This window comes from Paenibacillus sp. H1-7 (genome assembly GCF_022354825.1).
Classification (GTDB): Bacteria; Bacillota; Bacilli; order Paenibacillales; family NBRC-103111; genus Paenibacillus_S.
The window spans coordinates 4,364,976-4,389,691 of the sequence record NZ_CP031168.1; the positions used below are offsets into that span (position 1 = coordinate 4,364,976).

A 24,716-nucleotide genomic window follows, 5' to 3' on the forward strand; every position below is an offset into this window, starting at 1 on the left:
TTAAGCTATCGTACCCGTTAGCTTAGTTTCCATATTTGTCAGTTCTTACAGGAATGCCATTTTCTTTGTGATTATTGAAATAATCTTCATAAGTAAACGAGCTGACTACTTCAATTTTTTAGTATCTGGATTATTTTCAAAAATGACAAGTTGTTCCCAACCACTCCCCTATGAATAACATTCTATTAGGTTTAATTTGTATTACTTTTCCACCTTGGTTATTAACATCTACGTTTGGTGCTGGTGATTGAATATATTCCTTATTACTCAATTTAAACGCTATTACAATCAAACAAGCTAAAATTCCTAATAAATAGCTTTTGTGAAATTATCATTTGTCATTATCTACTCCACCCTTCTTCCATCAACCCGCCCATATAGTACCATATATTGGAATCCCTATCTATATCTTTATAGGTTCAGATTTTGCTCATATTTTGTACAGTGAACAGTATCGCAAATAAAAACGCTATTGCGCTAAACTCCCGAAATTATAAGGTCAGACGCGATGCAGTGACTGGGTTGTATATTCCGATCACTGAGCAATGGAAAAGGCTGGAGCATTATCGGCCGCAGCGAATGAAATCCATTCCACAGGCGCCATTCCAAAGCCATCTGATCTGCCTTGACATGTATGTCAGCATGCTGCTGCATTACCGAGAGTATCTTAACGCTGCAAAAAAGTAGAGGCATCGAGAACATGGTATTAGTGCCGTTTTTTTGGCAAAATCCAGGAGAAACGTATGCCTATCTGGCTGGTATGGAGCAGCTCGGTAAATATTAGGAAGTTCCCCCTCCATTTAACAAAATTTAATGTGAAATCTATTGTAAAAACCATTTTTTTGAAGTACAATACCAAGGAGAATGATTGAAAAAATCATATGTTTGATTTCTTCGATCATAAATTGCATATTTTTCGGATGGAGACGATGAGAAAATCCGGATGTGATACTTTCGCTTAGGCGGTGTATTCCTATCCGTTTTCTCATCGTTTTATTTATATAACAGAGGAGGAGCAGGGCGCAATGATAAGAAAGAGCTATGCTTGGATGATGGCAGCGGCAGTCGGATCCTTACTAACTGGGTGTGAAGGGGGATCAGGCAAAGAACCGTCCGCGGGCGTCGAGAACCGCCAGCTGGAACCGGTCACTTTGAAGCTGTATCAGAGCGGAAATTATTTGTCAGCGCAAGATTTTAACGATCTGATCCAAGAGCCGCTGAAAAAGAAGTACCCGCACATAACGATCGAGAACGTCGTCACCAAAAACGATTTGCCTGCACTGATCGCCGCCGGAGAACCAGCTGACTTTTTCGTTACATGGAACGGTAATATGGCAAGTTATAAAGACTTGGGCGTATATGAAGATATGACCGCTCCGGCCAAAAAACAACAATTGGATTTGGCGCGATTCGATCCCCAGGCGTTAGATGCGATCCGGTCAGTATCGGATCAAGGCGAGCTGTACGCTTTCCCGTACTCGGCCAATTTGAATGCGCTTTACTATAACAAGGACATATTCGACAAATTCGGTGTACCTTATCCGAAGGACGGCATGACATGGGAGGACACCATTGCCATAGCGGCCAAATTGACCCGCGCGGATAACGGCGTTCAGTATAAAGGCCTGGATGTCGACGGCGTGGCCCGCTTGACCTTTCCGCTTTCACTAACCAACGTCGACGTGAAAACGAATAAGGCTGCTGTCAACAGCGAGTCTTTCAAAAAAGCGTTCGATATCGGCAAGCAAATATACTCGATACCAGGCAATACCTTGGATAAAGGCGGGGCTGCATCCTGGAACCGGTTCATCAAAGATAAGACGACGGCGATGATCGCGACCGTGAACTTGTTTTTGCGATTCAAGGAAAATCCAGAGCTGAATTGGGACGTCGCTCAATTCCCCAGCTACAAGGACAAGCCGAACGTCTACGGTATGTATGACCTGCACGTCGTAATCCCTCTCAAAACAAGCAAGCATCGAGACGACCAGCTTCGTGTCATGGAAGTGCTGTTCTCCGAAGAAGTGCAGACGACCATGGTCAAAAAGACGGCGAAAGTGTCCGTATTGAAAGATCCGAAATATGCCCAATTGTTCGGACAAGATATCCCTGAGCTCAAGGGTAAAAATATAGCCGGAATATTCAAAAGCAAACCGGCGCCGTCTCCCGCCTTCTCGATACACGAATCCAAAGCTAGCGGCCTGTTGAATACGGAGTATGAACATGTAATGAACAACACGAAGGACGTCAATACCGCGCTACGGGATGCGGAACAAAGCATCAACCAATACATTTTGACGCAAGCTGGCAAGTAGTCTATTTACAAAAGGTGGGAACCCAATGAAGGCACCGAAATATATCGCGCATCGGGGACTGAGCATGCACGCTCCGGAAAACACGGTCCCATCGTTCGAACTGGCCGGCCGTTCCGGTTTCTGGGGGATCGAATGCGATACGTACTGCACGACCGACGGTCGTTGGATCGTTCATCACGATCGGACGGTCGACCGGATGACTGATGGGAGCGGGATGGTAAAAGATTTTACATTCAAGGAAATCCGCAAGCTAAACATCGTGGGGGGGCATTGCATCGAAGCGTATCCCGGTCTGCAAATCCCTACATTGGAGGAAGTGCTGGCCGTAAGCGAATCATACGGTATGCATGTGTTTATAGAAATCGAACAATTTCATCGCGATACGGATCTGGAGCGGCTCGTGCAGCTTGTCGGCCAATGTGGTATGCTCGCACAGTGCAGTTTCATCTGCTTTAATGCCGACGATCTGAATAAAGTACGAATGATTGACGGCGATGTGCAGCTCGGTTACTTATCCGCTAAAGCGCCCGCCGCCGCAGACATGGAGCTCGTCCGACGATTGAAGCTGTCGTTTCTGAATTACTCCTACAAAACTGCTACGCCTGAGGAAGTAAGAAAGCTTTCAGAGACGGGGATCGATATATCCCTATGGACGATTAACGATAGGCAAGAAGCATTGCCATACATAGAGGCAGGGGCCACCTATGTTACGACGGATACGATTTTAACGGATAATGGATTTCAGCCGGATAAACAGTACTTCCCCTAGTAGAGTGCTTTCCTTAGTAAAAGCTGATTTGAATATTGCATTAAGATACTCCAGCTATGCAGGATTAGCTATTTTGTTATTGGCTTGCCCCCGACTCTATTCGCGTGGATATTACCAAAGAAGGAAGTGAGTCTTTAACAGAACCCGGTAAAGCTCATCTCTTGTGTGAATGGATATGTTTTTCCCGCCTCAGATGCAGCAGCATCAGGATCGCTGATCCCGCAAAGGCACCAGATACGAGCCATACGGGAATTCGCGGATCGAGATTGTACGCCCACCCGCCGATAATACCAGCCGGAGACGTCAGGAGCAGGATAAGCACGGACAACATGGAGAACATCTTCGCCCGCTTCTCGTCGTCGATCGCGTTCTGCACGGCGGCTTCCAGATAAGGCGAGCTGATCATCAGCCCCACCGCCGCCAAAATCGTGCTCAACCCGATCCAGACTAAATTGGATGTTGGCCACAGTACAAGCATCACATTGGAGATTACCGACAGGATGAACCCCGCCATCATGGAGCGGTTCGCCATATGCTCGGGAATCTTAGGCATCAGTAGCCACAGGGTTAGCAACATGATGACCGAGGACAACGCCGGGAAAAGCGATATCAACCCACTCCTCACATGAAGATAATCAGCCATGTAGAGCGATAGATACGTCGTTTTCATTGTGGCCTGGAAATTGAACAGGATATATACGCTGAAGATAAGCACGAGCGATTTTCTCAATAAAATGTCGCGGATCGCCCCTCCATAATCGATCAGGCTTTCCTTCAGGCCGAGCTCGCGGGTCTCCCGCATTTTTCTCAGTCCGATTTCAGTCTCGCGCGTCGTCAGATGCCGTCCCACGAACTGGAAGGTCATCATCAGAAACGCCAGCACATACATGATGCGGACGCCCGGCACCAAGCCGTAATAGTCCACCAGCAGCCCGCCGAGGGGGGCGAACAAGCCGCCGATTACGCTAATAATCTGCAGTAGCGTGAATACATAGGTCCGATCGGCAGGCTTCGTGTCCTCGACGATCAGGCAGTAAAACGCCGTATGAGGCACCCGCTGAAATCCGTTGATGAGCGCGGCGGTTAGGAAGAACCTCACGTTTTGCGAAACTGCCCACAGGATCGTCGCCAGACTCCAGCTGAGCAGGTCAAAATATAAAATGGCCGATTTGCGTCCCATCCGATCGGTCAAATAACCGCTGATAAACGAAGAAAACACCTGGACGACCAATCCGATGGTGGTGATCCACCCGATGCTAGTCTCGGTGATGCCGAGCTCGAACATATACAATGAGGCATATGTACTCACCATACTGTACGGAATGAGAAAACATGGTTCAAAAGCCAAGCAGCCTCTGCTGTTTCCCTTTAAACGCTGGAATAATAGACGCGACATACATTTCCTCCGGATTGATGAATGAAATAAAGCAAAGTGGGGCCGTTGAAAAACTATGGTGAGAGCGGTCACCAACACCTACAATAGCTGGATATGGTAGAGATCGTTTGTCGATACGTACCACTGGGGGTAGATAAAACTCTGTCAGAGGAATGAATGCCTCTTTCGAATCCTCAAATACATTGAGGCTGAATTTACTGTTCACTCCTTCCGGATAGTATACAAAACGAAGCCATTTCTTTCCCTCCTCCCCATCTTCATCTTCGTAAAAAGTGGACATTTCCGTTTTCTAAAACGTTGCTCTCTCTAACTCGGAAACCTCTTAACCGTCCTAATGTCCCATAAATTCCTTAGAAGCACAGTATTAAAAAAACATAAAAGCTGGGCATAGTTACGTGCTGCCATTTTCGGGTCTGTGCTAAGAGTATTTTTTGGGGTAGCTCAACGCGGCTGCCGATCCATGCCGGCAGCCGCCTCTCTGTTTTTATGGAGCTATCGTACCCGTTAACGTAAAAATACTTCTGATCATTCCTAGGAACTAGGTTACAGCAATTGACCCGCCATAGAAACGCGATTACTTAAACTGCAAATATGGAGGCTCCGCACCATTTCCTCCTTTGGCTCCCATGCTTCCGCGGTTGACCTCATAGATCATCTGATATTGACCGTTTTCTTCACCTTTATGCCAACGTTCCGTGAACACCACATTATAAGTCTCCTTCCGGGCCGTTTCCTCTACTTTCGTTTCCCGCTCAACGTCATAGCCGCCAATTTTCAACTTAACTTGGCCCTCTTCTTTGGGAAACCGGTCAATAGTAGTGCCGTTACCGGAAGTGGCAAATTGTACAGCATCTTTTGCCGTAAATGGCGGCTTTGGCGGTGATGTCGCATAGATCGCACCAGCGATGAGAACAAACAGGAGAACAGGGACAGTGAAGGAGATCAATCGGGCTTTTATCTTAAGGCTCGGGATGGCACGAACGATGATTCGATCGCAACAGAAGAAAAGGATAGCTGCGACTCCCCCCATGATGCTGAAAAGTGAAGATTGAAGTACGAAGCCACAGCAAAACCCAAATGCGACATGAAGCAAACCGGATACTAACACCTCACCTGGGCCTTTCACTTTTAACCTCGCCGCAGCTGCTTCGAGGAGAGAAGAAACTAGACTTCCGTAGAGAAAGATGGTGGGAACTGCGTATAACGCAATCATGAAAACCCAAGACATATAATTTCCAGCCGCGTTCCAGTTGGCTCCTCCTAACACTATGTTAGGAAAGGACACCCAAAGAACAATTGCCCAGGAAGTAAAATAAGCGACTACCAGCTTGCGAACAAGCATCTGCCGTAAGTCCGACTGCGTCAAAAGATCACCCCATGAAAAGCTGCTAAAATAATAGTCTTTCAAAATAAATATATAATTGTTTTTTGAAGGAAACTGCCCGTTACCTCCACAAACGAACAAAGGACGCCTCGTAGGAGCTCCTCCACTATCGTACCCATTAGTTCAATCAGTTACCAGCATACCCCAATACCTTTCCTTTGATAGTGGCAACAGGCAAAGGACCAAAGATTTGACTGTCAATACTTCTCCACCACGTATCACCCATAACAAAGAGATGCCCTTCAGGAACTTTAACCTTATCCATTCCCATGTTAAAGTATTCTTTCATGGTCTTCAGGCATGAATCACCGCATTGAGCTGAACCTGGCTTATTGACTGTCTTAAAATACTCTTCTTCTTCGAGTCCCCAACTGAGAGCCTTACCATAGTAGGTATCTAACCTTTTATCATTAACATAAACTTTGCCTTTTTTTATTTCAATTTCTTCCCCTGGAAGAGCTATAACCCTTGCAATATTATACTCGGGCGGATTTAGTTGTGGATATTTGTTATTATCAATTTTAGGTGTTTTATAGTAAATCACATCGCCTCGATTAATATCGTTTTGATTGAAATAGTTCGGGTCGACAGCTATTTTTCCTTTGTCTTTGGAGTTATATTCTAAGTTCCTACGTACCATTCCATCGTTATGATTTTCAATAGCGATAAGGTCCTGTGTCATTACAACTGTCTTTGGCGACTCTTGAGTGATTAAATCAGTAATGCTGTACTCTTCGCAACCTATAACGAATAGAGAAAGGAATACAATCGCAATTGATTTCTTCATTGAGAGTCCCCCTTACTTTCATAATTCTCATTAATACGGAGTGTTCCTCAGTAAACCCCAATAATTTCCTGAACATCTGTTATTATCAGAAATGTTCAATCCTTAAAGAAAATGAAAACGAATGGCGTTAATCTGCCCGAATGTTAAAATAATATTTCCTCAAAATCTCGTCCACTGCCCAAAAAATGAATGAAATAATTGTGGAGGCAACTAAGAAATATAGGTCGAACATATTGAATTCAGTTAGATAAAATCTTGAATCAAGAACCATAATTAAACAAATTCCAAAAAATAAATGAACAATTAATGAAAAGAATTCTCTTCTTTTGCCCCTAACCTGATTGTTTAATATATCGGAAAGCATTGATATAGGAATCCCGTATATAAGTGTAACTGGGATTGCAATTATATAAGTAAAGATTAACCCAGGTATTTCCTTTATTGTACTTTCTTCTATGAGCATAAAACAAATTCCCACAATCGGAGCAGATATTATAATGGTACAAATAAAAGCCAATAATTTTCTTTTAAACACATAATTCCCACCTTACACATTCATCTTTTAAGCAATGTTATTCAGCTAACCTGAAAAATACCGATTCAGAATGTAGTTCATCAAAGACAAGGCAGTACTTTCCATATTTAACGGCTGTAATCAAGGTTTTGTTGCTGTAAACTGCCATAGATCAATGAAAAAAAATGCCCCATAGCAACGGGCTACAGGGCTAAGGTTTTTATTTAAAACAGTCTTGGACAAGATCTTGCATCATTAAAATAAAAAAGCCGCGATATTGGGGCTGTTGACAAATGGTACAACACATTTGAAAGATACAACATATAGAAATTAAAACCCAGATGATCCACTATATTTTGAGGTGGATCATCTGCGCTTTATCTAGAAGAAGACTTTGTCAACAGCCCCCTATTCACGGCTTCTAATGGATGAATGTCCTTGTCCCCCGACAATATCACGACGCAACCAAGCGTGAGGCGGTGGGGGTAAGACCAGTCCGCCCAATGAGCAGTCGTGTTTTTTGCTCTTTGTATAATAGTTTCGTGCGGCGTCTTAGAGCTTCATTTACATTCGATGATACCCAGCGGATTAGGTGTTTCCGTCAACGCGGCACACGCTGCGAGCCAGGCGGGGTCTTCAGGGTAGAGCGCTGTACGGAGATAGGACCAGACGAGCGCTCGCAGCGCAGCCACGCGCTCGGGGTTTTCGTCGGTCGTTTCCTTCGCGTCGTACGCGGCTACCCCGCCTAGCCCATGCTCCGCTCCGAACAGCGTCAGCAGGCATTTGGGGCCGGGGCTCAGGAAGTACGCATCAGAGCGCCAATCCTTGCGATCGGAAAACGCGGGGCTCCAGTCGTTATCACCCACGACGACGAGGGCTGGCGTTGTCATTGTGGCGAAGCTAGTTGTCTTCAAGACTGGGTAGTGCTCGGTTGCGAACGCACCGAGGTCCTCACCTTTGCCTGGCGCAGCCAACAGTACACCCACCTTGATCCGAGGGTCGGCCAGATTCACTTCCGTCCCGTCGACCGGATCAGTAACCCCCTGACCACACATCATGCCTACCGTATGCCCGCCCATTGAATGCCCGACTGCGGCGATCCGGCTTCGGTCTATGCGCCCACCGAGCCCCGGAACAGCAGCCTCGATCTGGTCAAGGTGATCGAGAATGTAGCGCATGTCCTCGGCTCGGGACCGCCAAAACAACGGTGCCTCTGGGTTATACGATTCACGCAGGCCCAGCGCCTTCGAGTCCAAGTGAGTGGGCTGGATAACGACGAAGCCGTGAGCTGCCCAGAAGTTTGCGAGGGGCCCGTAGCCGTGTAGGGATGACACGAAGTTCGAAGGCCCATGGCCGTGCGATAGAAGAATCACGGGCAGGTCGCTCCCCGTCGAGGGCGCGGAGACCTTGATCTGCAAATCCACAATCCGACCCGGGACCGAAAGCACAACAATAACAGGAGTGGAATCGTTGACAGGAATACCGGCAGCTTCAGTGAACGGCTTGCTCATGGAACGCTCTCCCTTTGGATTAGCCTGCATTAGTAACACTCTCCTTTTTTTAGGACCATCCTATTTTTAGGATGGTCCCTTCTTTGAGATCGCTGTGAACAATTATTCTTACTTGGATTCAATTCGGCCTAACGGATTGGTACTCTCTTCCAGAGTTTTGCGGGCTTCTATCCAGCTGGAATTGTCGAGGCCGAGCGCATCGCGAAGGTACGACCACGTAAGCTGCCGGAGCAAAGCAACTCGTTCGGGGTTCTCGTCCGTCGTCTCCGCGACGTTGTACCCGGAGATTCCGCCAAGTATATGTTCTGCCCCAAAGAGGGTGAGCAGGCTCTTGCTGCCCGGGCTCAGGAAGTAGGGGTCCGTGAACCAGTCAGGTCCCCGAGTGGACAGGTGGGATTGGTCATGATCCCCCGCGACCACAAGAGTCGGCGTCCTCATCTCAGAGAAGCTCGGGTGCATGAATGGGAAGTGCTCTGCCGCGAACGGAGTCAAGTCAGCTCCACCAAGGCCAGTCGTGGAAAGCAATACGCCCGCCTTGATCCGCGAGTCGGACATGTCCTCTCCCGGTTCGCCATTGGCATCGAGGACTCGCGCGCCGAGCAGCATGCTCACCGTTTGGCCTCCCCAGGAGTGTCCGGCTGCGGCAATACGGCTTCGGTCGAGACGTCCGCTGAGGCCTGGAACGGAAGCTTCAATAAGATCAAGTTGGTCAAGGATGAGCTTCAGGTCTTCGACGCGGAAACGCCAAATCAGTGGTGTACGGGGATCGTCAGGGGGAAGATTCAGCGTCCTCGAGTCGAGATGGGTGGGTTGAATGACCACGAAGCCGTGAGCAGCCCAGTAGTCGACTAACGGACCGTAGCTGTCCATCGACCAACCAAAGCCTTGCGAGAAAATAATAATAGGCAATTGGCTACCCGTCGCTGGCGCTGATACCCGCACTTGCAAATCCTCACCACGACCCGGGGCCGATAGTACTACCGGCTTAAACGAGATAACTGGAGTAGACGTACTTACGTTCATTTGCATAATAGATGTTCCTTTCTTGGTCTTCTCAGCATTAGTCTAGTTGACGTATCAACCTCAAACAACAGTATCATATTGTAGTTGACGCGTCAACCATGCTATAATGATTCCATGAATAAGAGCGAACTGAACGAAGAAGAAATTCAATTATGGTATAAGTGGAAAGGCACCTTTCACAGCATCTTCGGTCGCGTAATCAAAGAGATGTCCGATCAAACCGGACTATCAGAGGGCGATTATGGAGTACTGGATCGGTTAGACCTTCTGGGGGACGGCAGCCTTCGCCAACAGGAGCTGGCCGAATCCATGGACTGGGATAAGAGCCGATTGTCGCATCATCTGACGCGGATGGAGAAACGCAGGCTGGTGATGAGGAAGCCATTAGACAACGATCGCGGTGTTCAGGTCATCATTACTCCCATTGGCAAATCAGCCTTAAATGATGCCCGTCCCATCGTCTCCATGGCCATACGCAAACATTTTCTGGATCAATTAACCGATCAAGACGTGGAGTCGATTACGAGGCTGGCGGAAAGAACAAAAAAAGGATCTGCCGCATCTTATAATGCCCCAACGCCATGACCGCGTATTTTTAAGCCCCTTCCACCAAAACGATGGAGGGGGCTTTTGCTTTCCAAAAGCAAAATTCCCCCTCAAGGTACCGCAACATTCTCTGGCTTTAAAAGCAAGCAGTTTCTATTAGAAATCTTATAATATACGCTTCAAGTTCCGTGAGGTGGCGAGAAATGGAACGAAAATAACGCCCAGTATAGGCGGTTCAGATGCAGACAAATTCCTTTGATCCTATGTGGTTATTGAAGATAACTGCCTTTTAGCTTAATGACAGAAAGAGCAGCTGCCGCGGCGGCAAACTGCTCCTGAATGGAATTGATCTAAAGTACCCGTCAGTTCAATCATTATGGTTATTTAAACTTAATAATCTCTCACCTAAGTCCACGAGCATCCGGTGATAAGCCTCATCATCTTCTAAAACTCTAAAATATACGGGTTCGTTAAATGTTTCATTAGAAAAAACAATTTCCTCGGACCCTAAAGCTCCCTTCCATATAACCCCACTCATCGGGTCTTTCCAATTAGGATTTAGCGATTTTGCTTCCTTTGCTTCCCCTGTGAAAGTCAATATTATCTCTCTATCTTTTATGAAACCATTAAACGGATGACTTGTACAATGTATTGTTGGTATTTCATCAATAAAAGGACGTTTTTCGAATATCAATTCGTTTATTTGCAATTCGCCATTTATATCTCTTTCGCTTTCAAGGGGGTAAATCATTAGAAATTTTAAACAATGTTCAGATGATGAATAAAATGCTCGGTAATCTCTCATCATATTTAGCTCCTTAAATAATGGGTAGGGTCTTTCAACTAATCTCCCGTTAGCGTAACACGGCTGCCGATCTATGCCGGCAGCCGCGTTTGTTGTTTTATACTATCGTATCCGTTAGGCGTAGACGTGCTTGGCGCGCTACATCAATGGGTTCTACCCCTATCCCCCTCAGGCTAGTCCAGAAACCTGACGTGATCTTGATGCGGTCTGCGGAAGGATCGTTCATGGCTGTCGACCTTCAAGGACAAAGTCAAATTGCAATAATCCACGATGCCCGCAGACCATTGATTCTTCTGATTATAGCCTAACCGGCGGAGTGAGGCCACCCGGTTAATTAATTGCGGTGGCCTCATGATATGTTTTCTGCGCTATCGTTGAACACTCCCGCCAAGAAATTCATGGCTATAGATATCGGATATTTTTTCCTGCACACGCTGCGCATGCTCTGTAAATTTCAAGTCTGCAATCCGATCTTTAAACAGAAACACGCCGGTCTCATTGTTATGTCTGCCGAGGGCTCCCTCAAATAATAGATTAGCGCCATGAGTAGGCGGAGAGGAAAAAAACTTCATAAACAGTTCAAACCATGCGGTCAGTCCGGAATCTTTTCCTTTTCTTAGAGTGTTGTTAATTCCCGGGTCAACGCTGCGGATCTTGATGCCTTCTTTGGCAAGCTGCGGTGCCACGGCTTGAGTCCACAACGAAAGCGCCAGCTTTGAAGTTGCATAAGGGCCAAACATTTTGCGGAAGGTTTTGGGATGCTCTAAGTTTTCGATCGTAAACTCCTTCGTAAATCTAAACACCTGTGATGAAGTGTTAATCACCGTTTTTAAGCGGCCGTTTTTCAACAGCTCCTTCAATTCCATCAGAATAATATAAGGAACGACCGTCAACAATTCATAATGCATTTCGCGACCTTGTTTCGAATAGCGCAGCTCACTTAAGCCTCCTCCGGCGTTGTTGAACAAAATATCGATCCATTGCTCCTTGCTTTTGATTTCTTCCAAAGTGTATCTTAAGCTGCCATAATCGGTAAGATCCTTCACTTTATAGGCTCGGAGCCATCTTTCTTTGAGATGATTTTGAATAAATCTATCGTCTGCTGGAAAATCCGACCGGTTCAAAGCAATCACGTGCCAGTTCTCCGACAGCAATTTTCGGGTCAATGCCAGCCCGATCCCACTACTTGCGCCTGTAATCAGTGCGATATGTTCTCGCTGGTTCGTATTCAATGAATGCCCTCCTCATATTCCAGAATATTCACCGGTTATTTGCGCACATCAGTCGGAGGCAGGGTATTTAATTCTCCGTAGCTGGCGCGAACGCCAAATTCAGCGGCTCATGAGCGGAAGCCCCGAGCCAGTTGCGAACGGAGAGTGCTCAGATCTGGGAGCCGCCTCCGTCGACAGGGAACTCAGCCCCGGTGGTATAGGTGGCCTCAAATGCCAGGAATGCAACGACCTTGGCGACCTCGACTGGATCGCCGAAACGCAGCATTGGGATCTGCTGTCTCATCTGTGCTTTTGTCTGCTCAGCAGTTTCTTTCGGCATAGACTTTTCCATGATACCTGTGTCAATGATGCCGGGACTGACTGCGTTGACGCGAATCTTTCGAGGTAATAACTCACGTGCCAGACCTCGGGTCATGGAGCGCAGCGCCGCCTTACTAGCTGAGTAAGCACTGAGCATCGGGATCCCTACTACGTTCACGATTGAGGTGGTAAGGACTACCCCACTACCTGTACCTAGCAACGGGGCGAGTTTCTGCACGGTGAAGTACGGTCCTTTGGCGTTGATTGTAAGTATCTCGTCGTACTTTTCTTCGGTCATTATCTCGAAAGGGACAAACCCTGTGACACCAGCGTTAACGAACAGGGCATCTATTGTTCCAAATTCAGCCTTCACTCGATCGGCTAACGCGGCGATATCCTTTAATGAGGCGGCATCGCTTAAGAACGCGATTGCGTTGTTGCCGAGTTGTTCACGAGCCGCATCCAGCGTCGCCTGAGTACGTCCAGTAATCAGAACGTGTGCGCCTTCATCCACTAACAACTTCGCCGTCGCAAGGCCGATTCCGCTACTACCTCCCGTGATCACGACCTTTTTGTCAGAGAATTTGCCCTTACTGAATTGTTCCATTTGAATCGTCCTCCCTTTGTATAATCCGTAATCGGATGATTAGGTACAGGAGCGATTATACAACAATAAATTTAATAAGTAAACGAAATTAATTAAATTAGTTCATTTAATAATTTTCATACATAAAAGACAGCAAATTTGTTATAATGAATTTCATAGGCATCAAAGGGAGGCACTTATCCGTGAGAAAAGCAGTGAGTGTAGATACATATGTGGAGAAAATAAAACCCATTATAAGAAAAACAAAATTCAGCCAACTGAAAGTCGATGATCTCGCAAAATATATGGATATCAGCAAAGTGACACTCTATAAGCATTTTTCCTCCAAAGACGACATCATTGAACAAGTCGTGGATTATTATATTGATTATTCAAAGAAGGCTGACACCGTTGTCAAAGACGATTCCGTCTCTTTTTTGGATCGTTTTCAACTAACATTCTTACAATCTTTGATGTGTGCCACGTATATCTCTGATTTGTTTTTGCAAGACCTGAAGGAATTTTATCCACACCATTTTGAGAATCTGTCCGTTGCCCTACAAAATCGGAATAAAAGCTTACAAACTTTTTTTGAATCCGGTATGGAGCAACAGATTTTCAACAGATTGAATGCCGTTTTGTTTATGGTTCAAGATGACGCTGTGCTGCGGCGCTTTATTGAGCCGTCATTTTCGATTCAGTACGATATCACTTTGAAACAAGCGATTATGGATTTCTACTACATGAAGCAGTATCAATTGCTAAAACCTGAATATCTGAAGATCATAGACAATTCCAATATTGAAAGGAGGATCGTTAATATTTTGCAAGCCATTTCATAAGTGAAGAGTCCATATCCGATTCCGTTGTGGTTACATTGCTAGACGTCTTCCCATAAGAGTTGAGTGTTACGCTGAACATGAAAGGACGAAGCATGAGCACCTTGATGAATGTAACCTCCCATGATAAATGTAGGGCGGACGCTAAAACTAAGAACAACGAATAAAAGTTTCAATTCATAATCAGTAATTGCCTACAGACAATCACGCCGCTCCGCGGCACCATCAGAAGGATGAAAATGAGTATACGTCGAAGGGCGTCAAGAAAAAAGGAATTCCCCTTTAGGAATCCCTTCGCTATAAAAATTATAGTGTTCGACTTACATCCTCTTGTCTCTCCTAGTGCAGTATTGGCGTAATTCAACGGCAAAGTTATCTCAGGCTTTGCCGTTGAATATTACACCACTAATTTTTTTGACTTACAGCACGGCCGGATGGACATATTGCCCGGGCGATTTCTCTATCCGAACCGAATCCAATGCAAACAATAAATGAAGGAATCACTCGCTGGCGCGGAGACAATTACGGATTAGTAATTCGTTTGAGGGGTGTAACCGCCTCCCTCTTACCCAGCTAAGGCAAGGTCTGTAGATGATTGAACAAGCACTGTCCTTTACGTCAATGGAATCAAGTTCTTGTCCTCAGAATGGATAAACTTTGATTCCTTAAATCCCTTTACGTTATCGCTATCTTAGTTTTGAAGACACGCTCTAGTGGAAACGTACCGCCAGCTCATTTTCGTGCCGTATCCTATTGCAGGAATGTTAGTATAAAGATGACGGTTCAGTCGGCTGGATCGGGCCACCAGCGCCATTTCGAACCATCAAGGCCAATGCACGTCCGGCGTCATCTCCCCGTCCAGCAAGCCGGTGATCGTCTCGCCGTCGCTCACCGGAACATCCGCTTCAAACAAGTAGGCTGTGGCATTGAATGCATGCCGTGACACGTCGTTCAGATCCAATGTATGAAAGTGGTACTAACCATCCGAAAGTCCGGGTGCAAAGAGGCCGAGCGAATCGATCAAGCTGTCTTCGGTCCCATGAACCGTTGTTCGCCGGCATTGGGTGCCCAGTCATTATTATGACGGCAGCATTCGATGAATTACTGCGAATTCATGAGTCTGAGTGAGGAAACTGAATCATATCGAGGGAGCTTAACAACCTGACCTTTGTTTATGATTCGGGTCTCCTCTTGTCATTTAGTTGCAATGCATCATCTTCCGAAAACCTGAAGATGATGCATTTTAGTCGTTTGCAATCAGGTTCAACTCCAATTCATTTAATGGATGCCTTTTCAGACCTCATCCCAGGATACTCTCCGGCACCTTGACTGCTGGCATTCATTCGCATCTTCAATAGCGACACCACCACGATCGCAATAGCGACTCCAACCATCCCGACCCATGTGATCGATGACAAGGACACCCGGTCGACCAGGATGCCTCCGAGTCCAGCACCCGCAGCCATGGACAATTGCATCATGGATTGGTTCAGGCTCAGCATGATTCCAGAATAATTCGGTTCAATCCGAACCAGATTGAATTGTTGCGTTGGACCGGAGGACCAAGCCGCAAATGACCACAAGATCAGGAGGATGACAATCGGCAGCCACGAGTGCGTATAGGTAACGGTTAGAGAGAGGAGAAGCAGCGCTATGACGTGCAAGAGCATTCCCCCTGACAGTGTCGGGAATACCCCCCATTTATCCGTGCTGAAACCGCCGAATTTGGATCCGACCAGGCTAGCGATGCCGAACGCCAACAGCACTCCGCTCAGGATTCCTTCTTTCAATCCGGCAACATCAAGTAGATACGGTGAAATGTAGGTGTAGGCGATCGAGTATCCGCCGAGCCAGAAAAAGGTAATCGCTAGCCCTAACGCTACGTTTCCGTTTTTCAAGAAGGCAAGTTGCTCGGACAACGGAATCGGTTTATCCCCTTGAACTCGAGGGATGATGGCGTACAGAACGAACATAGCCACCAGACCGGCCAGTGCCAATATGCCAAAAACGGATTTCCATCCGAATAGTGCTGCAACGATACGTCCAAGAGGCACGCCGATAATCAAGGAAGCCGTAAAGCCCATCACCACGGTAGCAATCGCGCTGGCTTGTTTGCTAGGGGCGGCGGTTTTCGCGGCAACGTCCAAGGCGGTTACCACGACCATTCCCGCGCCTAGAGCCATGATGACCCGAGCTGCGAGAAACGATGAATAGCCAGGCAAAACGAAAGACAGAATATTCCCAATTACGAAGATACCCAGCCCCCAAACCAGCAGTTTTTGTCTTTCCACCTTAGCAGTCAACGCCATGAGGATCGGGGTGCTAATGGCGTACACAAAGGAAAAAATCGTGACCAACTGCCCCGCAGAAGTAACGGAAATACCCATTGTATCCGAGATCTTATCCAAGATGCCGGAAATAACATACTCGGATGTACCCACCAAAAAAGTAACTAAAGCCAATAAATAGATTCTCCACGTGTTAGACAATACATTCACTTCTCCTTTATTTGTTGTTTTAATCGTTAACGATATGAGGATTATTTTATATAATTACATATCGTAATATGTCGATTTATCGGGGTAAAAAAAACTGAATACGTTTGAGGTATTCAGTTCAGATTAGAGTTTCTGATTTAAGAAAGCAGCTATGTCGCTTATTTTCTCTTCGTTTCGTTTGTAGTACGTATATTTGCCGATCCGTTCGGTTCGAATCAGTCCGGCCCGTTGTAGAATAGACAAATACTGCGAAGCCGTTGACTGTGTCATGTTCAACTTATCCGTCACTTGACTGACACATACCCCGATTTCCCTCATATCCACTCCTTCATGGGGCACAAAATGTTTTTCGGGCTCCTTAAGCCACTGTAAAATCTGTAACCTCGACTCGTTAGACAACGCCTTGAACACTTCAATTGGATCCATGTCATTTATTATATCTACATTTTCCGATATGTCAATAACATGTTATTCTTGAAGCGTTTACGAGGAGTTATAAACTTAATCCAATATTTTTTGTTCCGATACTCACCGTTTTCGGTTGTTTTTATGATCCCTGCTCCTTCTACCCTCGCTAAATTTATTTTTCGACGGCGATGCCGGCAGCTCTTAAATGCCCGTAGGCAACGATTTTACTAAATTGAGATGAAACTTCATCTGCAGGAAGGGGTTTACCGTTTTTGATCCACCAAATTACAATCCCCATGAAAGACGATCCGAGGTATTCGATCAGCAATTCCTTGGATATCGCTAATGAAGAGTTTCCCTGAGCAGGTATCCACCCCTCAATTAATTTATCTTTAATGATATTCTCCATTTTCGCTTGAAACTGATAGATTCTATTCTCTTCAATTAACATGGAATGGTAAAAGGTCATATTTAGAGAAATATGTTCCAAAACAGTTTGCATGACTGTCTCGAGTACAGAAATACTGAAAGGATTCATGCTGATGGGACAAAGAACGACTGCATCCTTTAATTCGCTCAACAGTTCATTCATACATGTATCTAATAAATCAGGTTTGTTTTGGTAGTGAAGATAAAAAGTGTTTCGATTGATCATAGACCGATCGGCAATATCCTGGATCGTTATCGCTTCATATCCCTTTTCCTGAATAAGCTCATAAAACGCCTTTCGAATCGATTGTTTCGTGCGCAGTATTCTAAGGTCGGTTTTCTTGTTCATTGTTTTCGTTCACCCCTAAATTTATTTAGAGTCGATAAGCGACAAAGTTTGTTGAGTTGTCTGTTATACTTCAAAACTAAAAATATTGAATATTGAGCGTTATATTAACCTCCATTATAATGAGCAACAGATAAATAAACAACTAATTGTTCATTATTTATCAAATGACTAAGAACTCTAAGGAGGATTATCCAATGACATTCAACCATCAAAATGAGCTTGTTCGTAAGGCAGTCGCCGTGCTGGAAAGTTTTGAGAACGGCAACCTCGAAGCGATTACGGCTTACGTTCATCCAGATCAATATATTCAGCACAACCAGGCCTTACCCGATGGTCGTGAAGCCATGCTTGGTGCACTTGATCATTTAAAGGAAATTGGTATAAAGGTAAGCATTAAGCGTACTTTAGTCGACGGAGATTATGTGGCTCTTCATTCTGTATATGATTTTCACGGCCCTAAAATTGCCTTTGATATCTTCCGTTTTGAGAATGGACTAATCGTCGAGCATTGGGACAATTTGCAAGAGATGGAGCAAAAGACACCAAGCAATCATACGATGATTGACGGACCGGTTACGATTAAGGATATCGACAAGACGGATGCCAACAAAGCATTTGTCAAAAGCTATGTTGAAAACATCTTGCTTGGGAAGAACCCCGACCTGCTTGCCTCTTACTTTGATGGAGATAACTACATTCAGCATAGCCCGCATATTACGGACGGTCTTTCCGGCCTTTACGCTGCTTTGCAGGCTCTGAAGGAGAAAAATATTGAGTTTCAATATACTCATGTCCATCAAGTAATCGGGCAAGGCGATTTTGTTCTTACAGTGAGTGAAGGTCTATTTGATGGTCAGCATACCGCTTTCTACGATTTGTTCCGCGTAGAGGATGGAAAGATCGTTGAGCATTGGGACGTAATCGAGGCCATCTTGCCGGCAGAAAAACGAAAAAATTCGAACAGTAGATTTTGAAGTTTGTGTAGCTGAATCGCAAGAAAGACATCGCCGAATTTAATTACGGTGATGTCTTTTGCTTCACGAATGTACTTGAATGGTAAATTTTATAGTCCAATGGATACAGAAGCGTTGCTTCAGCAACGCTATTTTCGTTCATTGCAATGAAGTTACCGTATGACGAGGGGGGGAGAGGATCATTAAAATACTGACACAAAAATGATGTGGCTTGGATTAGTGCTCGTCCTGATCGTGTTGACCGTATTCGGGGTAGTGATGATGGGATCGGTGCTTGGATCGAAGCCAAAGGAGCTCCCGGTGGCCGGAACTGTTGCAGCTGCTGCTTGGGCAGATCGGACAGCAAACAGAGCAAATTCAAATTCCAGTTGAATCGGCTAGAGCTTTAATGACACCGGTGAACGTTCAGGAGGAAGTCGTGCATCCACCGGGGTTGAATAATGCGTCGGGGAATGCGCCGGGTTTGTTGATCCAGATCTTGTGGATCGGCAGCCTGGTGACCGGAGTAGTCTTGTTCCTGGCTAACCAGAAGGCGGTCGCCGCGGGTTCAAGAAAATGGACAGTTAGCGCGCTGCAAGCTATTGGAGGAATGACGATCGCCGGCATAGCGTCGGGCTTCACCATATGGATGGCTTCGTCGTGGTTCGGCATGGAACTGGCGAACGCGGGCCGCTGCATGAGCTCAAGATATTGCTCGCATGCTCTGGAAGCATCATTTGCGATGATTCCCTTCCCCCTCTTTTCATCCTATTTTACGTAAGAAGTGATGCGCCTATGGGTGCCCATCTCATTTTATATTCGCTCAAGCATAACTTAGTATGTGGGAAGGAGATGATCTCTTTTGAAAGAGAAACGAATCCTTTTCTTTTAAGTATTGATTGCAATTGCTTCAGAGTTAAATCACACCTATTTCCATCCAGATAAAATTGCAATCGGGAATGATATAAGGTTCTTGTCCCCCGACAACAACTCGTTTTGAGAAGTGTAGAATCTACTGAGAAATACCACATTCTGTCCCAGTTAATTGAATAATGCTGCTTTAAATATTAGAAGTCGCTCAGTTAAAATGAACGACTTCTATTATTTATTATTTTGTTTCGAATTGCTCAAATGTTTTTGTCCGTTGCCGCTCCACAGATAATCGTCAACCACAACATGTATCGACGTATCGTCTAATAAAGCTTTGATGATGATTAGGAAAACCGATTTCGCTAGACTCTGAGATTTTTATCAATCAGTTTTAGGGTTTGAGCGGAACTCTTCATCCCACCTGAACATCATTATTGGTGTATTTCAATTCGTCGTTTTTTACATTCTACTTCCCTCTCCTTTAACACCTGCTCGATCCCCCACAACATTTCTGTGAATGAATGTAGTTTTAACACGATATCATATGAATTTTTGCTTTCGATTGAAACAATGTCTTCATCCCTCTTTCAGTTCGGGGTTGCACCCGCAATCTGGAGGTCCCCCTCACCTGTTGCCTGCTTTCTCATCGCCCTAGGTCTATATCGCCCGATTTGCAGTGCTCTTCTCCCCACCCTTTTGCAGCTGATACATCCGGTAGTATCGGCCCTGCAGCTGCATGAGCTGCTCATGATTGCCGCGCTCAACGATTTCCCCGCGATGCAGGACGAGAATCAGATCCGCCTCCCGTATGGTCGATAGACGGTGGGCGATAACGAAGGTCGTACGCCCTTCGCTGACTACTTTCAGCGCTTGTTGAATCAGGCCCTCCGTCTCGCTATCTATGCTGGCCGTCGCCTCGTCCAGAATCAGAATCGCGGGATCGAAGGCCAGCGCGCGGGCGAATGAAATCAGCTGCCGCTGGCCTGCCGACAACGTGCTTCCGCGCTCCACAACTGGCTCGTCGTATCCGCCGGGCAGCTTCTCGATGAAGCCAGCTGCTCCGACATCCACCAATGCCTGCTTGACCTTGCTCTCATCAATGTCCTTGTTGTGCAGACTTACGTTAAACTTGATGTCCCCTGCAAACAAGAACGGATCCTGGAGTACGATGCCCATGTGCTTACGGAGCTGCTGCTTGGACATTCCGGCAATGCTTTTGCCGTCGATACGAATCTCACCTTCCGTCGGCTCGTAAAAGCCCAACAGCAAGTTCATGATAGAGCTTTTGCCAGAGCCTGTATGTCCTACAAGAGCCACCGTCTCGCCTTTGTTGGCTTCGAATGTGATGTTACGAAGCACCGGCTCCCCCTCCTTGTAGGCAAAGCTAATGTTATCAAACGCAACATGCCCTTCCGGTCTCGCCACTCCGACAGCATCCTCCAGCTCCCTGCCTTCCAGATCGAGCAGATGAAACACTTTTTCGGCGGATACAATAGCCCTTTGGGCATTCATCAGCTGATCGAAGATGCCGATGATCGGTTGAAAAAAGCGGCCCAAATAATCGATAAACGCATAAAAAACACCGAACGAAATGGCCGTATGCAATGATTGGCCGCCGAAATACCAGATCGTCCCTGCCGTAAACAAGGCTCCGATCAAGCCGGTGAAGTTGCGTGAGGAAAGGGAGAATACCCGGAACTGCTTGACGTTGTTGCGGTACCGGTCCTCGTTCAGCTCCTCGAATTCGTCCAAACGGGCTTTCTCCTGGCGAAACGCCTGCAGGATCGGCATCACTGCGATAGACTCGCTGATCATCGCATTCATATCGCTTAAGCGTGCCCGCATGACAGTCACATACTTTTTGGAAAACTTCAAATGCACCACCATGACGACTGCAAACAGCGGGATGAACACCAGCGTGACGAGCGCGAGACGGACGTCAAGCAAGAACAGCGCTATATAAATGCCGACAATATTGATGGTACTGACTACGAAAGTAGCCATAAAGCTCATGAACAGGTCCCGTATCGCCTCCGTATCGTTCGCGATTCGAGATACAACCTGTCCAATAGGCGTACTGTCAAAATACCGGATGGGGATACGCTGAATATGCCGCATCAGATCCATACGCATCCGTTGGATAATCCGGAGGGCGGTCGACTGCAGGGTGAATGCCTGTACGTAATGAAGGAGACTGGCCGTAACGAGCAAACCGACGAACAGAGATAGCCATCGGATCACCGCGCCTACGTCATACCGGTAGAGCGATGCCACCTCGGCTCCGCTTAGCCTGCGTGCAGGAATTATCTCTGGAGCGGCCCCTTCGCGAACGACTTGCACCAGCACCTGCTGCGATCCCTCCAGCCCGCTGGAATCGGGTGCAAGAGACCAGCTGCCGTCAAATCGGGACATTGTATTAATTAAATACATCCCTCTCTCCAGCTGCATGAACCTCACTTCTTTCCACTGCGCCGAGCTCGTAATAGAGGAGCCTGCCGAAGAATCGGCAGCCAGCCAGTCGGCTCTGCTGTATCGTTTCCCGTTCAGCTCGACTGTGCGTAGACCCTCCGGGACTTGCTGCCCGACATCCCCCTCATACCATGGCAGCTGAACGCTGTTAATATGCTTATCGATAATGGTCTTGGCAATATAAGGCCCCGCCAGCTCGGCTCCAACCGCACAGCAGAGCACCAGCAGCGCAGCTGCTATCCGCATCTTGTACAGCATGGCGTAGGACATTAACCGCCTTACAACCGTTGGTTTCGGTGTCATGATTCACTTCCTTCTCTTTTCTTTTCCAAACAAATAACGGTTCAGCCCGTTCAAGCCTCCGCCAGATTCGCTTCTAATTGCTGATGGTCGAACTGCTCCTTGTACCAGCCTCCGAGCAGCATTAACTGTTCGTGTGTGCCTTCCTCTACTATCCGCCCTTCATCCAACACGATAATCCAGTCCGCATGCATAACCGCAGATAACCGGTGCGTTGCAATGAATGTCGTTTTGCCCGTCCTTTCTATTCGCAGGTTGGCCAAAATCGCACTTTCCGTACGCGCATCAACAGCCGAGAGCGAATCGTCCAGAATCAAAATTTCCGGATCGATTAGCAAGGCGCGCGCAATGCTTACCCGCTGCTTTTGCCCACCGGACAGCATAACCCCGTTCTCGCCGACGATCGTATCCAAGCCATCGGGAAGGTGCCCAATGTCCTGTTGGAACGAAGCCATCTCGATCGCTTTCCATATGTCTCTCTCCTCCGCCCCCGGCCTGCCGAGAGCGATATTGTCCCAGATCGGCTTCGACAGCAGCAAGTGCTCCTGAGGTACGTACCCAATCCACTCCCGGAGCTGGGACAGCGCAATTTGTTCTATAGGTGTTTGTGAAAGGAACAAGCGGCCCGGTTCTATAGGGTACTGCCGTAGCAGCTGCTTCAGCAGCGTACTTTTACCGCTACCGGTTCGGCCAACAATACCAAGCGTCTGTCCTCGCTCAAGCCGGAGCGATATTTCATTCAGGCTGTCCGTACCGGATCCGGGATAACGGAAGGATAGCCGCTCGAGAACGATGGACCCCGGAAACGGCAAGGAAACCGTTGGCGACGCATCCTGGACGTCGGGCTGCTGCTCAAAGCTCTTCGACAAACGGTCAACCGAAGCGGTCCCCCGCTGCAAAATATTAATAAACTCGCCGAAAGCGATCATAGGCCAAATCAGCATGCCCAAATAAATGTTGAACGAAATGAGCTGACCGAGCGATATTTGGTTATGAAATACGAGATAGGCTCCATACCCGATACCGATAGCGTAGCTTAACCCCACAATTAGAGAAATTGATGGGTGGAACAAGGCATTGACCGCCGCCACACGGATATTTTTCTCCATGACGTCCCTGGTCACTCTATCAAAGGTGTCTATGTCGTGCTCTTCCTGTACATAGGAACGGATGACCCTCATACCGGAGATCGATTCCAGTGCCTGATCGTTCATCCTGCCGAACGAGGTTTGAGCGGCGACGAAACGTTTACGCATCTGTTTGCCCAGCATGCTTATAACCAACGCAAGGAAAGGCATCGGAATTAACGCCGCCAACATCAGTTTGTAGCTAATCAGGGAAATCATCGTCACCAGGACCACAGCCGTTCCGACCAGCGTATTGACCAGCGTCATAACGCCATAACCCGCCGTTTGGCTTATAGCCAATACGTCGTTCGTAGCCAGCGCCATCAATTCCCCCGTACTATTGCGTTGAAAAAAAGAGGGCGACATCTTCGTCAGATGCTTCAGAAGTCGGCCCCTCAGCAGCTTTTCCAGCAAAATCGAGTTGCCGAACAGCGTCGTCACCCAAATATAAACCATCACATACAAGAGCAGCGCCAAACCGATCAGCAGCAGGACGCTTTGACGGAGCTCTTCTCCGGTCAACGTTCCGGTACGGATTTGGTCGATGACGTTGCCAATCATTTTGGGCGGAATGATATTCAATATGTTGACTAAAGCCATCAGAGCAATGGCCATTGCATATTTCCCCCACTGCTGCTTAAAAAACCACGACAATCTCGTAATAAAGGACATGTTTCCCCTCCTAAGAGTTAAGGCCAAATATATTCCAAAAAAAGCAATTCTCTTCTTACCATACCATAATTTATTGAGAGAGCGCATTGGATTTTATCGTTATGAGAAAAAACTCCTATCGACGTCCTTGCACAGAGGTCCGCAATGAATTATCCGCTTCATCTTACTTTTGTCGAAGTCACTGTTTTTAGGACAATCCGCTTGTGGAAGCCGTGTTGCTAAACGGCGGAACCGGTATCACCAGACAGGACACGACTTATGAGGCGGTTCGCGATCTTCTTGACAAAGAGCTGCAGGGCATCGGCGAAATCTTCCGCTTTCTAAGCTATACCGAGGACATTGGCGCTGCTGCCATGCTGAGCCGCGCAGTCGCCGGAGTACATAATGATAAGGCTATTTTTTCTATTCCTGGATCGTCCGGGGCTGTTAAGCTCGCTCTCATGAAAAACATCATTCCCGAACTTAGGCATGACATGCATCAAATTTATAAGGATTTAATAGGAAAGCAGTAGAGATACTGCTTTTTTGTTTACTTGCTTATCTTTTTCATCGATATGCTGTTCGGATTTTAATCTTCTTTTCAGTTTATTTGTTAACATAATAAAAATCCTTCCTTTTCACTTTTTATCGCGAA

General features: G+C 46.7%; 21 protein-coding genes and 1 pseudogene. 7 read left to right on the forward strand and 15 right to left on the reverse strand.

Annotation, left to right across the window (positions count from 1 at the left end; all coding sequences use genetic code 11):
• The first annotated feature begins 1,025 nt into the window (after positions 1-1,025).
• Both DVH26_RS19365 and DVH26_RS19370 read left to right on the forward strand, forming a co-directional pair.
• Positions 1,026-2,315: an ABC transporter substrate-binding protein gene (locus DVH26_RS19365; RefSeq protein WP_239624265.1), complete on the forward strand. Its 1,290-nt coding sequence runs from the start codon at positions 1,026-1,028 to the stop codon at positions 2,313-2,315.
• A 25-nt stretch (positions 2,316-2,340) separates the two neighbouring features.
• The gene (locus DVH26_RS19370; protein WP_239624267.1) at positions 2,341-3,084 is read left to right on the forward strand and encodes a glycerophosphodiester phosphodiesterase; all 744 of its coding nucleotides are present in this window, start codon (positions 2,341-2,343) and stop codon (positions 3,082-3,084) included.
• A 154-nt stretch (positions 3,085-3,238) separates the two neighbouring features.
• Here DVH26_RS19370 and DVH26_RS19375 read toward each other — a convergent pair whose 3' ends face one another.
• The 6 genes from DVH26_RS19375 to DVH26_RS19400 form a co-directional block, all read right to left on the reverse strand.
• On the reverse strand, positions 3,239-4,480 hold the full coding sequence (locus tag DVH26_RS19375; protein ID WP_239624270.1) for an MFS transporter: 1,242 nt from the start codon (positions 4,478-4,480) through the stop codon (positions 3,239-3,241).
• Positions 4,481-5,054: 574 nt separating this feature from the next.
• Entirely contained in the window at positions 5,055-5,945 is an 891-nt protein-coding gene (locus DVH26_RS19380) for a hypothetical protein (protein WP_239624272.1), read from the reverse strand.
• Between the two features lie 46 nt (positions 5,946-5,991).
• Positions 5,992-6,651, reverse strand: a complete 660-nt coding sequence (gene lepB / locus DVH26_RS19385; protein WP_239624275.1) for a signal peptidase I — start codon at positions 6,649-6,651, stop codon at positions 5,992-5,994.
• Between the two features lie 127 nt (positions 6,652-6,778).
• Positions 6,779-7,186 carry a hypothetical protein gene (locus tag DVH26_RS19390; RefSeq protein ID WP_239624277.1) on the reverse strand — a complete coding sequence of 136 codons (408 nt, stop codon included), beginning with the start codon at positions 7,184-7,186 and terminating at the stop codon, positions 6,779-6,781.
• 539 nt (positions 7,187-7,725) lie between these two features.
• Positions 7,726-8,676, reverse strand: coding sequence for an alpha/beta hydrolase family protein (locus DVH26_RS19395; protein WP_239624280.1), 951 nt, complete (start codon positions 8,674-8,676; stop codon positions 7,726-7,728).
• A 108-nt stretch (positions 8,677-8,784) separates the two neighbouring features.
• A complete protein-coding gene (locus tag DVH26_RS19400) occupies positions 8,785-9,705 on the reverse strand; it encodes an alpha/beta hydrolase family protein (protein WP_239624283.1) in 921 nt (306 codons plus the stop codon).
• A gap of 108 nt (positions 9,706-9,813) precedes the next feature.
• On the opposite strand from DVH26_RS19400, the gene DVH26_RS19405 reads away from it, so the two are divergent.
• The gene (locus DVH26_RS19405) at positions 9,814-10,284 is read left to right on the forward strand and encodes a MarR family winged helix-turn-helix transcriptional regulator (protein WP_239624285.1); all 471 of its coding nucleotides are present in this window, start codon (positions 9,814-9,816) and stop codon (positions 10,282-10,284) included.
• 328 nt (positions 10,285-10,612) lie between these two features.
• Here the strand turns inward: DVH26_RS19405 and DVH26_RS19410 are convergent, their stop codons facing one another.
• The 3 genes from DVH26_RS19410 to DVH26_RS19420 form a co-directional block, all read right to left on the reverse strand.
• Positions 10,613-11,053, reverse strand: a complete 441-nt coding sequence (locus DVH26_RS19410) for a hypothetical protein (RefSeq protein ID WP_239624288.1) — start codon at positions 11,051-11,053, stop codon at positions 10,613-10,615.
• A gap of 365 nt (positions 11,054-11,418) precedes the next feature.
• The gene (locus tag DVH26_RS19415) at positions 11,419-12,282 is read right to left on the reverse strand and encodes an SDR family NAD(P)-dependent oxidoreductase (RefSeq protein ID WP_239624290.1); all 864 of its coding nucleotides are present in this window, start codon (positions 12,280-12,282) and stop codon (positions 11,419-11,421) included.
• A gap of 148 nt (positions 12,283-12,430) precedes the next feature.
• On the reverse strand, positions 12,431-13,189 hold the full coding sequence (locus DVH26_RS19420; RefSeq protein ID WP_239624293.1) for an SDR family oxidoreductase: 759 nt from the start codon (positions 13,187-13,189) through the stop codon (positions 12,431-12,433).
• Positions 13,190-13,335: 146 nt separating this feature from the next.
• On the opposite strand from DVH26_RS19420, the gene DVH26_RS19425 reads away from it, so the two are divergent.
• Positions 13,336-14,010 carry a TetR/AcrR family transcriptional regulator gene (locus DVH26_RS19425; protein WP_239624295.1) on the forward strand — a complete coding sequence of 225 codons (675 nt, stop codon included), beginning with the start codon at positions 13,336-13,338 and terminating at the stop codon, positions 14,008-14,010.
• 820 nt (positions 14,011-14,830) lie between these two features.
• Here the strand turns inward: DVH26_RS19425 and DVH26_RS19430 are convergent.
• From DVH26_RS19430 to DVH26_RS19445, 4 genes are all read right to left on the reverse strand, one after another.
• Positions 14,831-14,953, reverse strand: a complete 123-nt coding sequence (locus DVH26_RS19430) for a DUF4261 domain-containing protein (protein ID WP_239624298.1) — start codon at positions 14,951-14,953, stop codon at positions 14,831-14,833.
• A gap of 328 nt (positions 14,954-15,281) precedes the next feature.
• On the reverse strand, positions 15,282-16,496 hold the full coding sequence (locus DVH26_RS19435) for an MFS transporter (RefSeq protein WP_239624300.1): 1,215 nt from the start codon (positions 16,494-16,496) through the stop codon (positions 15,282-15,284).
• Positions 16,497-16,628: 132 nt separating this feature from the next.
• Positions 16,629-16,931 (reverse strand): ArsR/SmtB family transcription factor, encoded by a 303-nt coding sequence (locus DVH26_RS19440; RefSeq protein WP_239624303.1) that lies wholly within the window; start codon positions 16,929-16,931, stop codon positions 16,629-16,631.
• Between the two features lie 154 nt (positions 16,932-17,085).
• On the reverse strand, positions 17,086-17,691 hold the full coding sequence (locus DVH26_RS19445; RefSeq protein WP_239624306.1) for a TetR/AcrR family transcriptional regulator: 606 nt from the start codon (positions 17,689-17,691) through the stop codon (positions 17,086-17,088).
• A gap of 194 nt (positions 17,692-17,885) precedes the next feature.
• On the opposite strand from DVH26_RS19445, the gene DVH26_RS19450 reads away from it, so the two are divergent.
• Together DVH26_RS19450 and DVH26_RS19455 are read left to right on the forward strand one after the other, a co-directional pair.
• A complete protein-coding gene (locus DVH26_RS19450) occupies positions 17,886-18,665 on the forward strand; it encodes a nuclear transport factor 2 family protein (RefSeq protein ID WP_239624308.1) in 780 nt (259 codons plus the stop codon).
• A 313-nt stretch (positions 18,666-18,978) separates the two neighbouring features.
• Positions 18,979-19,425 carry a hypothetical protein gene (locus tag DVH26_RS19455; protein ID WP_239624311.1) on the forward strand — a complete coding sequence of 149 codons (447 nt, stop codon included), beginning with the start codon at positions 18,979-18,981 and terminating at the stop codon, positions 19,423-19,425.
• Between the two features lie 746 nt (positions 19,426-20,171).
• On the opposite strand, the gene DVH26_RS19460 is transcribed toward DVH26_RS19455, so the two are convergent.
• Both DVH26_RS19460 and DVH26_RS19465 read right to left on the reverse strand, forming a co-directional pair.
• Complete coding sequence (locus tag DVH26_RS19460) at positions 20,172-22,286, reverse strand: ABC transporter ATP-binding protein (RefSeq protein ID WP_239624314.1); 2,115 nt, start codon at positions 22,284-22,286, stop codon at positions 20,172-20,174.
• A gap of 50 nt (positions 22,287-22,336) precedes the next feature.
• On the reverse strand, positions 22,337-24,082 hold the full coding sequence (locus DVH26_RS19465; protein ID WP_239624317.1) for an ABC transporter ATP-binding protein: 1,746 nt from the start codon (positions 24,080-24,082) through the stop codon (positions 22,337-22,339).
• A 203-nt stretch (positions 24,083-24,285) separates the two neighbouring features.
• On the opposite strand from DVH26_RS19465, the pseudogene DVH26_RS19470 reads away from it, so the two are divergent.
• Positions 24,286-24,594: pseudogene (locus DVH26_RS19470) on the forward strand (MogA/MoaB family molybdenum cofactor biosynthesis protein); the annotation flags it as partial.
• Between the last annotated feature and the right edge of the window lie 122 nt (positions 24,595-24,716).

Coding starts and splice junctions, on each gene's coding strand:
- DVH26_RS19365 (WP_239624265.1), top strand. CDS start 1,026: ATGATAAGAAAGAGCTATGCTTGGATGATGGCAGCGGCAGTCGGATCC.
- DVH26_RS19370 (WP_239624267.1), top strand. CDS start 2,341: ATGAAGGCACCGAAATATATCGCGCATCGGGGACTGAGCATGCACGCT.
- DVH26_RS19375 (WP_239624270.1), bottom strand. CDS start 4,480: ATGTCGCGTCTATTATTCCAGCGTTTAAAGGGAAACAGCAGAGGCTGC.
- lepB (WP_239624275.1), bottom strand. CDS start 6,651: ATGAAGAAATCAATTGCGATTGTATTCCTTTCTCTATTCGTTATAGGT.
- DVH26_RS19395 (WP_239624280.1), bottom strand. CDS start 8,676: ATGAGCAAGCCGTTCACTGAAGCTGCCGGTATTCCTGTCAACGATTCC.
- DVH26_RS19400 (WP_239624283.1), bottom strand. CDS start 9,705: ATGCAAATGAACGTAAGTACGTCTACTCCAGTTATCTCGTTTAAGCCG.
- DVH26_RS19405 (WP_239624285.1), top strand. CDS start 9,814: ATGAATAAGAGCGAACTGAACGAAGAAGAAATTCAATTATGGTATAAG.
- DVH26_RS19410 (WP_239624288.1), bottom strand. CDS start 11,053: ATGATGAGAGATTACCGAGCATTTTATTCATCATCTGAACATTGTTTA.
- DVH26_RS19420 (WP_239624293.1), bottom strand. CDS start 13,189: ATGGAACAATTCAGTAAGGGCAAATTCTCTGACAAAAAGGTCGTGATC.
- DVH26_RS19425 (WP_239624295.1), top strand. CDS start 13,336: ATGAATTTCATAGGCATCAAAGGGAGGCACTTATCCGTGAGAAAAGCA.
- DVH26_RS19440 (WP_239624303.1), bottom strand. CDS start 16,931: ATGGATCCAATTGAAGTGTTCAAGGCGTTGTCTAACGAGTCGAGGTTA.
- DVH26_RS19445 (WP_239624306.1), bottom strand. CDS start 17,691: ATGAACAAGAAAACCGACCTTAGAATACTGCGCACGAAACAATCGATT.
- DVH26_RS19450 (WP_239624308.1), top strand. CDS start 17,886: ATGACATTCAACCATCAAAATGAGCTTGTTCGTAAGGCAGTCGCCGTG.
- DVH26_RS19460 (WP_239624314.1), bottom strand. CDS start 22,286: ATGACACCGAAACCAACGGTTGTAAGGCGGTTAATGTCCTACGCCATG.
- DVH26_RS19465 (WP_239624317.1), bottom strand. CDS start 24,082: ATGTCCTTTATTACGAGATTGTCGTGGTTTTTTAAGCAGCAGTGGGGG.